The 13047-nt window shown below is 67.0% G+C and carries 12 protein-coding genes; 4 read left to right on the plus strand and 8 right to left on the minus strand.

Annotated elements, in window-relative coordinates; translation table 11 throughout:
* Positions 1-37: 37 nt before the first annotated feature.
* Positions 38-1621 (plus strand): inorganic phosphate transporter, encoded by a 1584-nt coding sequence (locus tag A3CW_RS0121385; RefSeq protein ID WP_028205390.1) that lies wholly within the window; start codon positions 38-40, stop codon positions 1619-1621.
* Here A3CW_RS0121385 and aliA read toward each other — a convergent pair.
* The 4 genes from aliA to badH form a co-directional block, all read right to left on the minus strand.
* Complete coding sequence (aliA, locus tag A3CW_RS47090) at positions 1557-3275, minus strand: cyclohexanecarboxylate-CoA ligase (protein WP_051481617.1); 1719 nt, start codon at positions 3273-3275, stop codon at positions 1557-1559. The two genes, A3CW_RS0121385 and aliA, sit on opposite strands and share 65 nt — an antisense overlap.
* A 46-nt stretch (positions 3276-3321) precedes the next feature.
* The gene (aliB, locus tag A3CW_RS0121395) at positions 3322-4473 is read right to left on the minus strand and encodes a cyclohexanecarboxyl-CoA dehydrogenase (RefSeq protein ID WP_028205391.1); all 1152 of its coding nucleotides are present in this window, start codon (positions 4471-4473) and stop codon (positions 3322-3324) included.
* A gap of 61 nt (positions 4474-4534) precedes the next feature.
* Entirely contained in the window at positions 4535-5317 is a 783-nt protein-coding gene (badI, locus tag A3CW_RS0121400; protein WP_028205392.1) for a 2-ketocyclohexanecarboxyl-CoA hydrolase, read from the minus strand.
* A 50-nt stretch (positions 5318-5367) separates the two neighbouring features.
* Entirely contained in the window at positions 5368-6135 is a 768-nt protein-coding gene (badH, locus tag A3CW_RS0121405; RefSeq protein WP_028205393.1) for a 2-hydroxycyclohexanecarboxyl-CoA dehydrogenase, read from the minus strand.
* A gap of 230 nt (positions 6136-6365) precedes the next feature.
* On the opposite strand from badH, the gene A3CW_RS47095 reads away from it, so the two are divergent.
* Complete coding sequence (locus tag A3CW_RS47095) at positions 6366-6791, plus strand: MarR family transcriptional regulator (protein ID WP_081771745.1); 426 nt, start codon at positions 6366-6368, stop codon at positions 6789-6791.
* Positions 6792-6836: 45 nt separating this feature from the next.
* A complete protein-coding gene (locus tag A3CW_RS0121415; RefSeq protein ID WP_028205394.1) occupies positions 6837-7178 on the plus strand; it encodes a DHCW motif cupin fold protein in 342 nt (113 codons plus the stop codon).
* 13 nt (positions 7179-7191) lie between these two features.
* Here A3CW_RS0121415 and A3CW_RS0121420 read toward each other — a convergent pair whose 3' ends face one another.
* From A3CW_RS0121420 to A3CW_RS0121430, 3 genes are all read right to left on the minus strand, one after another.
* Positions 7192-8322, minus strand: a complete 1131-nt coding sequence (locus A3CW_RS0121420; protein ID WP_028205395.1) for a DnaJ domain-containing protein — start codon at positions 8320-8322, stop codon at positions 7192-7194.
* 118 nt (positions 8323-8440) lie between these two features.
* Positions 8441-10216: a cobaltochelatase CobT-related protein gene (locus A3CW_RS0121425; RefSeq protein WP_028205396.1), complete on the minus strand. Its 1776-nt coding sequence runs from the start codon at positions 10214-10216 to the stop codon at positions 8441-8443.
* A 14-nt stretch (positions 10217-10230) separates the two neighbouring features.
* On the minus strand, positions 10231-11454 hold the full coding sequence (locus A3CW_RS0121430) for an AAA family ATPase (RefSeq protein WP_028205397.1): 1224 nt from the start codon (positions 11452-11454) through the stop codon (positions 10231-10233).
* Positions 11455-11631: 177 nt separating this feature from the next.
* Between A3CW_RS0121430 and A3CW_RS0121435 the strand changes: the two genes are divergently transcribed.
* Positions 11632-12444 carry an AraC family transcriptional regulator gene (locus A3CW_RS0121435; RefSeq protein WP_028205398.1) on the plus strand — a complete coding sequence of 271 codons (813 nt, stop codon included), beginning with the start codon at positions 11632-11634 and terminating at the stop codon, positions 12442-12444.
* A gap of 25 nt (positions 12445-12469) precedes the next feature.
* Here the strand turns inward: A3CW_RS0121435 and A3CW_RS53365 are convergent, their stop codons facing one another.
* A complete protein-coding gene (locus A3CW_RS53365) occupies positions 12470-12691 on the minus strand; it encodes a hypothetical protein (protein WP_035513484.1) in 222 nt (73 codons plus the stop codon).
* Positions 12692-13047 lie beyond the last annotated feature (356 nt).

A 13047-nucleotide genomic window follows, 5' to 3' on the forward strand; every position in this document is an offset into this window, starting at 1 on the left:
TTTCCCCAAGCGGATTGACCAGAGCCACCACGCTTTCATGCCGGACATACCCTTGTCCCCCTACCGCGCGCCGAGCGCACGCCGCCGCGGTATTGGCATCGCCCTATTTCTCGCGGTCATTGCGGCCGGGGCGATTTACGTCATCGATCATCTCGTCGTTGATTTGCGCGCCGTGCGCGAAAGCTCGGCGCTGGCCTTCATCCTGCTCGGGCTTGCGCTCCTCATCGCGCTCGGCTTCGAGTTCGTGAACGGCTTTCACGACACCGCCAACGCCGTCGCTACCGTCATCTACACGAACTCACTCGATCCGCATCTCGCGGTGGCATGGTCGGGCGCGTGGAATTTCATCGGCGTGCTCGTCTCCAGCGGCGCGGTCGCGTTCGGCATCCTGCAACTGCTGCCGGTGGAACTCATCCTTCAGGTCGGCAGCGGTGCAGGCTTCGCCATGGTGTTCGCACTCCTGATCGCCGCCATCGTCTGGAACCTCGGCACCTGGTATTTCGGGCTGCCTTCATCCAGTTCGCATACGCTCGTGGGCTCGATCATCGGCGTGGGGATCATGAACCAGTTCATCAGCGGGCCTTCGGGCACGAGCGGCGTGGACTGGGACCAGGCGGCGGGCGTGGGCAAGGCGCTGCTGTTCTCGCCCGTGGTCGGCTTCGTGATGGCCGGGCTGCTGCTGCTCGTGCTCAAGCTGCTCGTGCGCGTGCCCGCGCTCTATGCCGAACCCAAAGCCAACCAGGCGCCGCCGCTCTGGATCCGCACGCTGCTCATCCTCACCTGCACCGGCGTTTCGTTCGCCCACGGCTCGAACGACGGCCAGAAAGGCATGGGCCTCATCATGCTGATCCTGATCGGCGTCGTGCCGACCGCCTACGCGCTCAACAAGGCCGTCACGCCCGAGCAAACCGCGGCGTTCGTGGTCGTGGCGCGCGAGGCGTCCGCAACGCTAGGCCGATACGCGCACGGCGCGCCGCCCGACAACGCGCGCGCCGAGGTCGAGGCGTTCGTGCGCACACGCCAGCTCACGCCCGCCACGCTGCCCGCGCTGCGCCAGCTCACCGATACCATCGCCGACCAGGTCGCCCTTTCCGGCTCGATGGCGACCGTGCCCGACGCGATCGTCGACAACGTGCGCAACAACATGTACGTGGCGAGCGAAGCGATCCGCCTGATGCAAAAGGCGAAGGCGCCCGAGATGTCACCCGGGGACGCCAAAGTGCTCGACACCTTCCGCAAGCAGATGGACCACTCGACCAAGTTCATTCCGACCTGGGTGAAGGTGGCCGTGGCTCTCGCGCTCGGTCTCGGCACGATGGTGGGCTGGAAGCGCATCGTCGTGACGGTAGGCGAAAAGATCGGCAAGCAACATCTCACCTATGGTCAGGGCGCTTCGGCCGAAGCGGTGGCCATGATCACGATCGGCATGGCCGATGTCTACGGCTTGCCGGTGTCGACCACGCACGTGCTCGCTTCGGGCGTGGCGGGCACGATGGCCGCGAACGGCTCGGGCCTGCAGTGGGGGACCGTGCGCAACCTCGTGCTCGCGTGGGTGCTCACGTTGCCTGCTTCGATTGCGCTGGCTGCTGGTCTTTACTGGATGTTCCGGCAGGTTTTCTGACATCGGCTTCACGCAGCATGTCGCGCAAACGGAATTTCTGCACCTTGCCTGCGGGCGTGGTCGGCATGGCGTCGAGCAGCCATAGCCGTTCGGGCAAGTACTGCGCGGCCACCTTGTGCGACTTGAGAAAGCCAACGAGCGAAGGCAGATCGACAACTGCGCCGGGCCTGGCCACCACCACGGCGCAGGCGCGCTCGCCCAGCCGCTCGTCCGCGTACGAGACGATCGCCACCTGCGCAACCGCGGGATGACGATAGAGCAGCGACTCGATCTCGACCACGGGAATATTCTCGCCGCCGCGAATGATCACGTCCTTGCTGCGGCCGCTGATGCGGATGTAGCCGCGCTCGTCGACAATCGCGAGATCGCCGGTGTCGAACCAGCCTTGCGCATCTGTCGCGTTGAGGTGCGCGCGCTTGAGATAGCCGCCGAAACCCGAGCATGCGCGCACGAAAAGCCGGCCCGCTACGTTCGGCGGCAACGCGTGATCGTTCTCGTCCACCACCTTCACTTCCACGCCCGGCAGCGGCGCGCCATCGGTCGTGGACGCGCGTTCGTCATCGTCGTCCAGACGCGTGAGCGTCACCGCGCCCAGCTCCGTCATGCCCCACGCGGAGACGATCTTCGCCCCCAGCGCCGTGCGTGCGCGTTCGACCAGTGCGCCGGGAATCGGCGCGCCCGCGCACAAGAACGTCCGCAGCGTCGGCACGCGCGTGCCCGTCTCGATGGCCGCGTGGGCGAGATCGCCGAGAAACGCCGTGGACGCCATCGTGAACGTCGCACGCTCCTGTGCGACGAGCGCGAGCGCTGTCTCGGGCTGCCATACGTCCTGCAGAACAGCGCTCGCCCGCAGCGCGATCGGCATCATGAGGCCATACATGAAGCCGGTTTGATGCGCCATGGGCGAAGCCATCAGCACGACGTCGTCACGGCCGAGACGCATGGCCTGCGCATAAGGGAGGATGTTCGAAAACAGCGTGTTCGCCGTGTGCATCACGCCCTTGGGTTCGCCCGTCGTGCCGGAGGTGTAGAGCAGTTGCGTCACGTCGTCGGGGCCTGGGCGATTGCGCATGAGGATGGCTTCGGCGTCACTCGCCTCTTCCCAGCGCGGACCGCTCAGGAGCGCTTCGAAACTGTTGCGCGCCGGCTCGCCTTCGTCGGTTGCGCCCACGACCACCACGTGCTGCAAGGCGGGTAGCTCAGGCCGCAGCGCGCTCATCATGGCCTCGTAGTCGAAGCCTCGATAGCGCTGCGGCACGATCATCACCTTGCTGCCGCCATGGTTGAGCATGAACGACAACTCGCGCTCGCGAAAGATCGGCATGAGTGGATTGAGCACCGCACCGATGCGCGAGCACGCGAGATAAAGCAGCGTGAACTGCCAGCAGTTCGGCAGCTGCATCGAGACCACGTCGCCCTTCGCGACACCGAGCCTGGCCAGGCCCACGGCAATGCGGTCCGCCATGCGCGCCATCTGCGCGTAGGTGAAGCGCGTGTTCTCTCCTTCTTCGATTCGTACCGCCGTGAGCGCGATCTTCGCCGGACATTCGGCCACGCAGGCGTCCAGTTCGTCGTTGATGGTGCGCCCGGGCCACCAGCGCCGTGCCTCCTCCCGCGCGCGGCGCGGCCCGATCAGTACCGCGTCGAACTCCATATGCAGCCTCCCGTGGCGTTGCAGGAAACGTCGCAGGCGGCGCGCATCATGCCGGCACCGCGTCGCGGCCCGCGTTCGAGCGCGCGATGATGGTCTTCATGATCTGAGCCGTGCCGTCGCCGATCTGGAAGCCGAGCACGTCGCGCAGGCGCTGTTCGAGCGGCCCGCGATCGTAGCCGCCGTGCCCGAACGAAAGCAGGCATTGATGCACCACGTCGTAGGCGAGCTTCGGCCCCCACCACTTGCACATGGCCGCTTCGGCCGTATGCGGCAGTCCACGGTCCTTGAGCCAGAGCGTTTGCAGGCACAGCAGGCGCGCCGCCTCCACCTGGGTTGCGTATTCGGCGAGCGGATGCGACACGCCCTGGAACGCCGCAAGCGGCTTGCCAAAGGCTTCGCGCTGGGCGACGTACTCCCACGTTTCTTCGAGGCTCACGCTCGCCACGGCGAGCACCTGCAGGCCGATCAGCGCGCGCGAAAAGTCGAAGCCCTGCATCACCTGAACGAAGCCCTTGCCCTCGTCGCCCAGCAGGTGGTCCACCGGCACGCGCACATTCTCGAAGAAGATCGAACCGCGTCCGATCGCGCGCTGCCCGTGGCAGTCGAAGCGGTTGCGCGTGACGCCCGGCAGATCCATCGGCACGAGAATGGCCGAGACGCCGCGCGCGCCGTCTGCCACGCTGCCGGTGCGTGCGAACACCACCGCGGCGTCGGCCTGATCGGCGGCCGAAATCGAGGTCTTCTCGCCGTTGAGGACGTAGTGATCACCTACGCGCTCCATTTTCAGGCGCAGGTTCGCGGCATCCGAGCCGCCGCGCGGCTCCGTGAGCGCGATGGCGAGCAGCGCGCGGCCCTGCGTGAGGCGCTCGAGCCACGGGCGCGCAATCTCGGGCGCGGCGTGCTTGGCGAGGATCTGTCCGTTGAGCGAGGCAAGCAGGTTGATGTACGAGAGGCTCAGGTCCGCGCGCGCAATCTCCTCGTGGATCACCCCCGCGGCGAGGCAGCCCAGGCCCTGGCCGCCATACTGCTCAGGCAATTCCGGCGCGATGAAGCCCATCTCGCCCATTTCGAGCATGAGGCCGCGATCGAGCACGCGTGTGGTGTCGCGCTCGATAAAGCCAGGCGCGACGCGCCCTTGTGCGAAGCGCCGCGCGTGCTCGCCGAGCGCGGCGAGGTCGTCGTCGATATACGGATTCATGGTGTCTCCTTGAAGCGGCCCGCTCTATTCATTCGTCATCCTGATCGTCATGGAGACGCCTTTATTTGGCGTACTTGCGGAACTCGGGTTTGCGCTTTTCCTGGAAAGCGCGCACGCCCTCGCGCGATTCTTCCGTGTCGTAGTAGAGCTTGAGCGCATACATGCCCATGCCAGCAATGCCGGCCTGATGCGCGGTGTCCATATTGAACGAGCGCTTGGCGATCGCAATGGCCGTGGGGCTCTTTTCCATGATCTCGTCGCACCACTTCTGCACTTCCGCGTCGAGTTGATCGTGCGGCACGACGGCGTTCACGAGGCCCATGGCCAGCGCCTCGGCGGCCGGATAGCGTCTGCACAGATACCAGATTTCACGCGCCTTCTTTTCGCCCACCACGCGCGCGAGAAACGCCGTGCCGTAACCCGGATCGACCGAGCCGACCTTCGGGCCCGCCTGCGCGAACACGGCCTTTTCCGAAGCGATGGTGAAATCGCAGATCGTGCACAGCACGTTGCCGCCGCCTACCGCATAGCCCTGCACACGTGCGATCACGGGTTTGGGCACGTCGCGAATCGCCGTGTGCAGCTCTTCCATCGGCAGGCCGATCGTGCCGCGCCCGTCGTACTGTCCCGCGTGCGCGGACTGGTCGCCGCCCGTGCAGAACGCCTTGTCGCCCGCACCCGCAAGGACGATCACGCCGATCTCGCGGTCGTAGCCCGCCTTGTTGATCGCGTGAATGAGTTCATCGCAGGTGCGCCCGCGAAACGCGTTCATCTTGTCGGGCCGGTTGATGGTGATCCATGCCGCGCCGTTGCGCACTTCGTAGAGAATGTCTTCGTAGTTCATGATCGATGCCTTTGATGTTTCGTAGTCGATAGAGCGCGCGTTCGTCGGCGTTAGCCCGCCATGGTCAGGCCGCCCGATACGCTCAGCACCTGGCCCGTGATGTAGTTCGCGTCGTCGCTCGCGAAGAACACGATCGCGCCGGGCAGATCGTCGGGCTGCCCGATGCGGCCGAGCGGAATGGAGCGCTGGAACGCTTCGAGAAGCTTTTCGGGGTTGCCCGCGCCTTCCTTGTATTCGGCGAAGAGCGCAGTGTCGGTCGGGCCCGGGCACACCACGTTCACGGTGATGCCGTGGCGCGCATGCTCACGCGCGATGGTCTTCGAAAACGCCACGAGGCCGCCCTTGCACGCCGCATAGACCGCTTCGCCCGACGAGCCCACGCGCGCGGCGTCCGAGGCGATGTTGATGATGCGTCCGCGCTTGCGCTCGACCATGCCGGGCAGGACCGCGTGATGCATGTGCAGCGCGCCCGTGAGATTGATGGCGATGAGCTTGTCCCACTGCGCCGGTTCGGTCTTCGTGAACGGGCGGAATACGTCCCAGCCCGCATTGTTCACGAGCACATCCACGGGACCGAGCTGTGCTTGCGCTTGCTCGAGCGCCGTTTCCACCTCCGCGCGGTTCGTGATGTCGCAACGCAGCGCCAGCGCCTGGCCGCCCTTTTCGTGAATCTCCCCTGCCACCTTCAGCGCCGCTTCGAGCGACAGATCCAGCACCGCTACACGCGCGCCCTCGGCCGCGAAGCGCCGGCAGGTCGCCCCGCCGATGCCGCCGCCACCGCCCGTCACCACGACCGTCTTGCCTTCGAGTTTTCGCACCGCGATCCTCCATTCGGTTGAGCAGTACCATAGACGCCTTCGACGCCGGGCCCGCCTTTTGGCCCGTCGCGAATTACGTCAATATGTTGACGTATACTAGGTAACACCCAAGTCGAAGACAAGCGCGGAATCACCAGGAGAAACCCTTGCCTAAAACACCAAAAATTCAGGATTCAAGCCGCTTCGATCTCGCCAACCGGCTCTTCTTCCGGCTCTATCAATGCGCAAACATGTTGCATAAAACCGGCACGCGCGCCGTGGAAGCCGAGGGTTTGACCACGCAGCAATGGGCGGTGCTCGGCGCGCTCTCGCGCCCGGAAGCCCAGCCGGGGATGAGCGTGGGCGATCTCGCGCGCTATCTGATGGTGAGCCGCCAGAATCTCTCGGGTCTGATCAGCCGGATGGAACGCGACGGCCACGTGAGTACCCAGGCGGATGCGCGCGATCGCCGCTCGCGCCTCGTTTGCATGACCGGGCCGGGCCGCAAGCTATGGGTTGCGCAGGCCACGCCGAAAATCGAGGCGTACTACGAAGCCGTGCTGGACAATTTTTCGTCGGACGACATGACGCACACGCTGCACTATCTGCTGAAGCTGCTCGATAACATGAAGCGCGTGGACGAACGGGAACGCGTGGCGGACGACGACGATGCGTGAGCCTGCTCCGCTACACTGTGACGTAACGCACAAGGAGAAAACCGCATGAAGATGGACGCATTTCGCTTCGGCACCACCGACTGGTCCAGCGTCGAACCCACCCAACACAACGGGGAAACGGGCATGGCCACCTGGCGCACGCGTTTCTTCGGCGACGAAGCCAACCCGATCCGCGTGCGCATGGTCGAGTATTCGCCCGGCTACCTCGCGGATCACTGGTGCAAGAAGGGGCACATTCTGTTCTGCCTCGAAGGCGAACTCGAAACTACGCTCGACGACGGGCGCAAGTTCGTCCTCACGCCCGGCATGAGCTATCAGGTGGGCGATAACGCCGAGGCGCACCAGTCGTACACGCGCACGGGTGCGAAGCTTTTCGTCGTCGATTGAAAGCGATGCCGCTTCAGCGCGGCGCGCCGAGATCGGCGTCGAGCCGCTTGCGCAGGTCGCGCACCACGCGCGCGGCCGGAACGAGCCACCACGTGGGCGCCGCCACGGAGAAGTCGTACGCGAGCGCCGTCTGCGCGGCGCCGGTCGTGTGCGCCCGGCAGCGGAACGCCACCATGTGGCGTCGCGTGGCGGTTTGCGAACCAGGCGAGAAGCGCATGACCGCACGCAGCGCGAATTGCGTATCGTCGGGTGCGGCCTCGTACGATTCGATACTCCACTCCGCTCCGTAGTGCGCCTCGTGACGCAACGCCGCGCTCACGCGCCGGCGCGTTTCATCGGCGGGCAAGGCCACGGGGTGCTCGCGCCCGGCGCGCCCGGCGCGAAACAGCGTGCGCTGCGACCAGCCCCAGCCGAACGTGAGCACCACGCCGCCCGCCACGAGCGCCCACTGCAGAATATGCGTAAGCCAGCGGCCAACCTCGAAGCGCGCAATGGGCGCGAGCAGCAAGCCCGCGATCCAGTGCGCGGCAACGAAGATCACGATGCACGCGAACACGCTCGCGGAGAGTGTGAGCAGCCAGCCCCGCGACGGGTCGTCGAATTTCGCAAACAGGAAATCGCGCACGCCGCCTGAACGCGCGTGCACGTCATCGGTTTCGGGCGCGGTTGCGCCTTGCGGCTCGCCTGGCTGCGCGCCATCCGCTTCGTCGCGCAGCCCCGTGAGTTCGCCGTGCAACGAGTCGCGCTCGGTCCGCATGCGCTGGATCTCGTCGAGGGTACGCGTGCGCTCGGCGCGCAGCCCGTCCAGCTCGGCGCGCACGCGTTCACGCTGCGCCAGCAGCGCCTGCATCTGCGCGTGCAGTTCGTCGGCCTGCGCCACGCTCAGCGCGGAGCGGCTCACCGGCGGCGCATGATGCACGGACCAGTACGCCTCGAGCAGCTCGCGCGCTTCCTTGACGCGTTTGAACTGGTCGTCGGCCCAGCGCATCGAGGCGGCCGTGGGGTGCCGCCATTTGTCGGGATGCAGGATCTGCGCGAGATGGCGATAGTGATGCTTGATGTCCGCCTCGCTCGCCCCCGGCTCCAGATCGAGCCGGTAGTAGAGGCGGTCGTAATCCACGGGTCGGTAATCGCGGCCTGGCATGACCTGTATCTATTCGTCAGTGGATGGGTTGGCAGGCGGCGCAACGCCTGCCCTGCTCAAGTTAGCGCAATGCGCCCAGTCCGGCAAGGAAAGCGCCGCTGCCATTGCCCTCCCGGTTTCAGTACGGCCGCCCCGCGAGCAGGCGGCTCAACGTCGCGAACGCGGTGGCCGGCAGCTCGTGCAGCTTGCGCACGACCACGGCATGCGGATAGAACGCCTCGACTGCGTCGTCCAGTATGCCGATGCCGACCAGCTCGATGCCCTGCTCCTTGACCGCCTGCACGCGTGCGAGCAGGTCGCTGCGCAACACAGTCGGGTCGCCGTCGCTCGTCGAAGGATAGCCGTCCGAGAGGACGAACAGCAGCCGCCGGCGCGCCTTGCGCTGCGCGAGCCGGGACGCCGCCCAGGCGAGCGCTTCGCCATCGGGGTTCTCGTGGCCGCACTCGATGGCCGCGAGTCCGCTCAGGTCGCGCGAGTCGAAGCGCTTGAACACGCGCAGATCCAGCCGCTCGACAAAGCGGTTATAGGCCCGCAGATCGGCGCCGGCGGCGCGTTCGTGCTCGTAGCGCGCGCGCATTTCCGGCGCTTCGATCGAGCTGTAGCCGAGCACTTCCGAATCGAAGGCGAGTTGCGTGAGCGCGTCGGCGAGCGCCGCCGCGCACAGGCGCGCCAGCTCGATCTTGCGACCCGCCATCGAGCCGCTCAGGTCGAGCAGCAGCGTGACGACCGTGTCGCGCCCGCTCGCATGACGCGCCACGCGAAACGGCGTGCGGTAGCCGCGCGAGGCGGCGAGACGCGCGAGCGCCGCGCGGTCGATCTCGCCGCGCTCCTGCTCGCGCTTCCAGTGCGTGAGTTCGTCGGCCTTGAGCACGCGCTCGAGCTGGGCCTTGAGCGCGCCGGTCTCCGCGCGCGCCAAGGCGCGCAGCTTGCGCCAGGCGGCGTCGTCGCCGCGGCCCGTGAGATCGGTGACGGCGTCGTAGGCCGTGGTCAGCGGGAGCGACAAACGTGACCGCCCTGGCGCGGGGCTGCGATTCATGGCGGCGTGAGGCGCATCCGCTTCGGAAAGCGCTGCGCCGGAGGCGGAATCGGACTCGGCGCTCGCGCGTGCCGAAGCGCCGTCGTCACCCTGGCGGACGTCATCGGGCTGCGCGGCGCCGCCCGGCGGTTCGACCTCGTCTTCCTCGCCGAATGCGTCCATCGCACGCGCGAGCCGCGCCGATTCGTCGTCGAGCCCTTCGGACGGCCCCGCCGTCTGCATCATGTTGTTCGCGCCGCGCGACGCGAGCGAGCGCACGCCCGCCACGATCGCCGCGGCGGCGCTCAGGCTGGCGCGCGTCGACTGGCTTGCGCGGGCCGCGCCGAGCGGAGCGTCGATCGCGCGCAGCGCGGCGGCAAGCGCCGCGGCATCGCGCTCCAGCACGCCCGGCGCTTCGTCCCACAGCGTACGTTCGATTGCCCAGGCAAGGCGCTCGCGCCACGCCAGTTTCGACCAGTGCCGCGCGACGGCCTCGCCGCGCTGCGTACGCCAGCTGTGGGCGTAGCGTTGCGCACCAGGAAACGCCCGCGCGAGCTGCGCGAGCACGCGACGGTCCTCGATCGCCTGCGCAATGCGCCCCGTCACGCCGGCTTGCGGCGTGTCGAGACGCGCCACTTCGCTGTAGCGATGGCGCGCCGCAAGCAAATCGAGCGCGCCGAGCAGTGCGGCTTCATTCGCGCCTTCACTCGCGAGGCGCGCCGGCAGCACGAAGCGCTCGCCTTCCACGCGCGGCTCGCCCGCGCCGAACGTCACGTTCACGCGCGAGTCGCCGGTCAGCACCCGCGCCAGGCGGCCGAGCGCGCCCGCGGGATCGGCGCTCGCCGTCAAACTCTGTGTGTCGTCCTGCAAGCTGGACACAGGCGCCTCCGCACTCACGCGTCGAAGATCACGTGATGCCGGATGACGCTGCGGATGAGCGCCGCATCGTCCGCGCTCACCTTCGCGTAGATCGCCGGCCCCGCCGCGCGTTCGACATCGCCGGTGCGCAGCATGAGTTCGGCCCAGTCGATCAGGCGCCGCGTGGAGAACGTGCTCGCGAGGTCCTCGCGGGCGAACGCGGCCCGGCAGTCGGCGGCGATGGCAGCGAGCGTGTGCGCGAGCGGCCGCGTGAGCGCCGGCAGCGTGCGCAGCAATACTTCGGTTTCCTCTTCAAGTGAGAGATAGTCGAACAGGTAGACGCGCCAGCGATCGAGAAACGCCTCGTTGAGCAGGTTCGCGCCCTGGTACAGATGGCGGTACGCGCTCATCGCGCCCGCGGCGTTCGCGGTGGCGAAGAGGCGGAACGACGGATGCGGCTCGACGATTTCGTTGCCGCGCTCCTTGAGCAGCAGGCGGCCGTTCGGTTCCAGCACGGCGGTGAGGACGGCGAGAATGGACGGCTCGGCAAAGTCGAGTTCGTCGATGACGAGCCAGTGGCCCTCGCGCATCGCCACGGGCAGCACGCCGTCCACCCAGATCGTCTCGCCGCCCTTCACGGTCCAGAAACCCACGAAGTCGCCAATGGTGGTCTGGCCGTTCATGTTCGCGCGCAGCACGCCATAGTCCGCGCGCGCCGCCACCTGCTCGATGAAGCTCGTCTTGCCGGAGCCCGTATGGCCGATCAGCATGACGCGGCGATTTTCTACGATGTCCTGAACGATGTCGTCGCCGCGTCCGGTGAAGAGGTAGGCCGCATTCACGCGCGGCACCAGCGCGTTCGGCTCGCCGCGCGGCAGGTCTATAGGGCCGATGCGGACGGTGGGCGTGTGGGTTTTCGGCCTGGCTTGAGCCGCTTTGGCCTCTCGCGCCATTTCGACGGCCCGCTGTAAGGCTGCGGAAAATGTGCTGCCCGCTTGTGTGGCTCGCGCCTCATCGGCGCGCTGCGCTTCGGAAACGAAGCCCTCGCGACGCCACTTGAGCAGCTTCGCTTCGAGATTGTCCAGATCGATTTCGGTGTCGATGTCGACTTCACCGTCGTCGCCCTGGCCGTGCTCGATGCGATACATGTGCGCGCGTTCGGAAGGCGTGACGCGCCACCATTCGCGCGCCTGGCCGGCGCCGCGGGTGTAGAGGCCAAGCGGAGCTTCGTCTTGTAGTGCGGGATCGGATGCGTTCATGGGTGGGAATTGCAGAGTGCGAGCGCGCGTTCCGCCAATCGTCTCATATTACGGGTGCGTATCGCAGCGGGGCCGTGCGGCAGCACCACGGCCGTGCTTCCGGCACACGTCCAACCATGCTAGCGTGATGATCGCCATACGAGGCAAGCACTCCTCACCTGTCATCCGGAGCCCCCCATGCCCCAAGCCGCGCCGCCCGAACTCGACGACGAGCCCGGGCGCGGCCGTTCGCTCGCACGCCACTACCCGCGCGGCCTCCAGATCGAGCCGCACACGCATACGTGGGCGCAGGTGCTCTACGCCGTCTCCGGGGTGATGTGGGTCGAGGTGGAGCGCGAGGCGCTCGTCGTGCCGCCGCAGCGCGCCGTGTGGCTGCCTCCCGGCACGCAGCACGCCATCCACATGCTGAGCGCCGTCGAAATGCGCAACCTCTATCTGCACGAGCGCGACAGCCGGCACCTGAGCGAGCGGTGCGAAGTGTTCGAGATCAACGGCCTGCTGCGCGAACTCATCACGCGCCTCGCGGAACGCGCGCGCGAAGACGAAGGCTGGCTCGACGCAGCCTATCGCCTCGCGTCGATCGAACTCGCCCATGCGCCGCGCTCCACGCTGCGCATTCCGCTGCCCGATGCGTCTGACCGCCGCCTCGCCACGCTGTGCCGCGCGGTGATCGACAACCCGTCGGCCGATATCGGCTTCGAACAGCACGCGGCACGGGTGGGCGCGAGCGTGCGCACGCTCTCGCGGCTCTTCACGCGCGAGCTTGGCATGGGGTTTGCGGAATGGCGCCGCCAGGTGCAGCTCGCACTCGCGGTGTCGCGCCTCGCGGAAGGCGAGCCCGTGAGTGCCGTGGCGCGCATGCTGGGCTATCTCCCCAGCAGCTTCAGCGACATGTTCCGCCGCGAACTGGGCGTTGCTCCCAGCGAGTTCCGGCCCGCCGGCACACTTGGCGGCACAGCGGGTTTCTCGGAAGAAAGCGCGGCGCAGTAATGCGCGCGTAGACGCGTGGCGCGGTTCAATGCGGCGGCAGATCGCCCACTAGCGGAAACATGTCGGGCGTGTAGCCCATATTGAAGTAACCGGCCCGTGCATAGGTGGCGATTCGTTCGAGCTGCTCGGTTGCGCGCGACGCGTCGCGCAGTTCGGGCTCTTCGGCTTGCGGCGTGGGCGGCGGCCGGTTCGCCCGGCCGCGCCGCGCGAACCACGCCGGCACGGACAGCATCGACAGCTTCGACATTGCGGACTCCTTGCAAGGCGTTGATCCCTTCCAATCTAGACAGTCGGAGGCGCGCACGCAAACAAGCATTTCTGCGTTGCATTGCACACCCTGGCCGATGCTCATCGTTCATCCGGCCCGCACGCTGTAAACGCCCGAAAACCTTACAAATAACTAACGTTTCGAAATTGGCGCACGAGTTGGTTAGACTGCGAGTCTCGGCCTTCGCTGCACGGCGGGGCACGGCTTCGACGGCATAACAATCATGAGAATGCGTATGCAGCAACTCGACAGTCACCGGCAGCAATTCGCAGCGGCCAAGCCGTTGCGCGCGCCGACTTCGTTTCTCCGCACCGCCTCGCGCGGCGGTCCGACCT

Origin of the sequence: Paraburkholderia nodosa DSM 21604 (assembly GCF_000519185.1) — a bacterium.
In the GTDB taxonomy this organism is placed as follows: domain Bacteria; phylum Pseudomonadota; class Gammaproteobacteria; order Burkholderiales; family Burkholderiaceae; genus Paraburkholderia; species Paraburkholderia nodosa.

Excerpts from the sequence above, each read along its gene's own strand:
- A3CW_RS0121385 (WP_028205390.1), top strand. The coding sequence starts at position 38 with ATGCCGGACATACCCTTGTCCCCCTACCGCGCGCCGAGCGCACGCCGC.
- aliA (WP_051481617.1), bottom strand. The coding sequence starts at position 3,275 with ATGGAGTTCGACGCGGTACTGATCGGGCCGCGCCGCGCGCGGGAGGAG.
- aliB (WP_028205391.1), bottom strand. The coding sequence starts at position 4,473 with ATGAATCCGTATATCGACGACGACCTCGCCGCGCTCGGCGAGCACGCG.
- badI (WP_028205392.1), bottom strand. The coding sequence starts at position 5,317 with ATGAACTACGAAGACATTCTCTACGAAGTGCGCAACGGCGCGGCATGG.
- A3CW_RS47095 (WP_081771745.1), top strand. The coding sequence starts at position 6,366 with ATGTTGCATAAAACCGGCACGCGCGCCGTGGAAGCCGAGGGTTTGACC.
- A3CW_RS0121415 (WP_028205394.1), top strand. The coding sequence starts at position 6,837 with ATGAAGATGGACGCATTTCGCTTCGGCACCACCGACTGGTCCAGCGTC.
- A3CW_RS0121420 (WP_028205395.1), bottom strand. The coding sequence starts at position 8,322 with ATGCCAGGCCGCGATTACCGACCCGTGGATTACGACCGCCTCTACTAC.
- A3CW_RS0121430 (WP_028205397.1), bottom strand. The coding sequence starts at position 11,454 with ATGAACGCATCCGATCCCGCACTACAAGACGAAGCTCCGCTTGGCCTC.
- A3CW_RS0121435 (WP_028205398.1), top strand. The coding sequence starts at position 11,632 with ATGCCCCAAGCCGCGCCGCCCGAACTCGACGACGAGCCCGGGCGCGGC.
- A3CW_RS53365 (WP_035513484.1), bottom strand. The coding sequence starts at position 12,691 with ATGTCGAAGCTGTCGATGCTGTCCGTGCCGGCGTGGTTCGCGCGGCGC.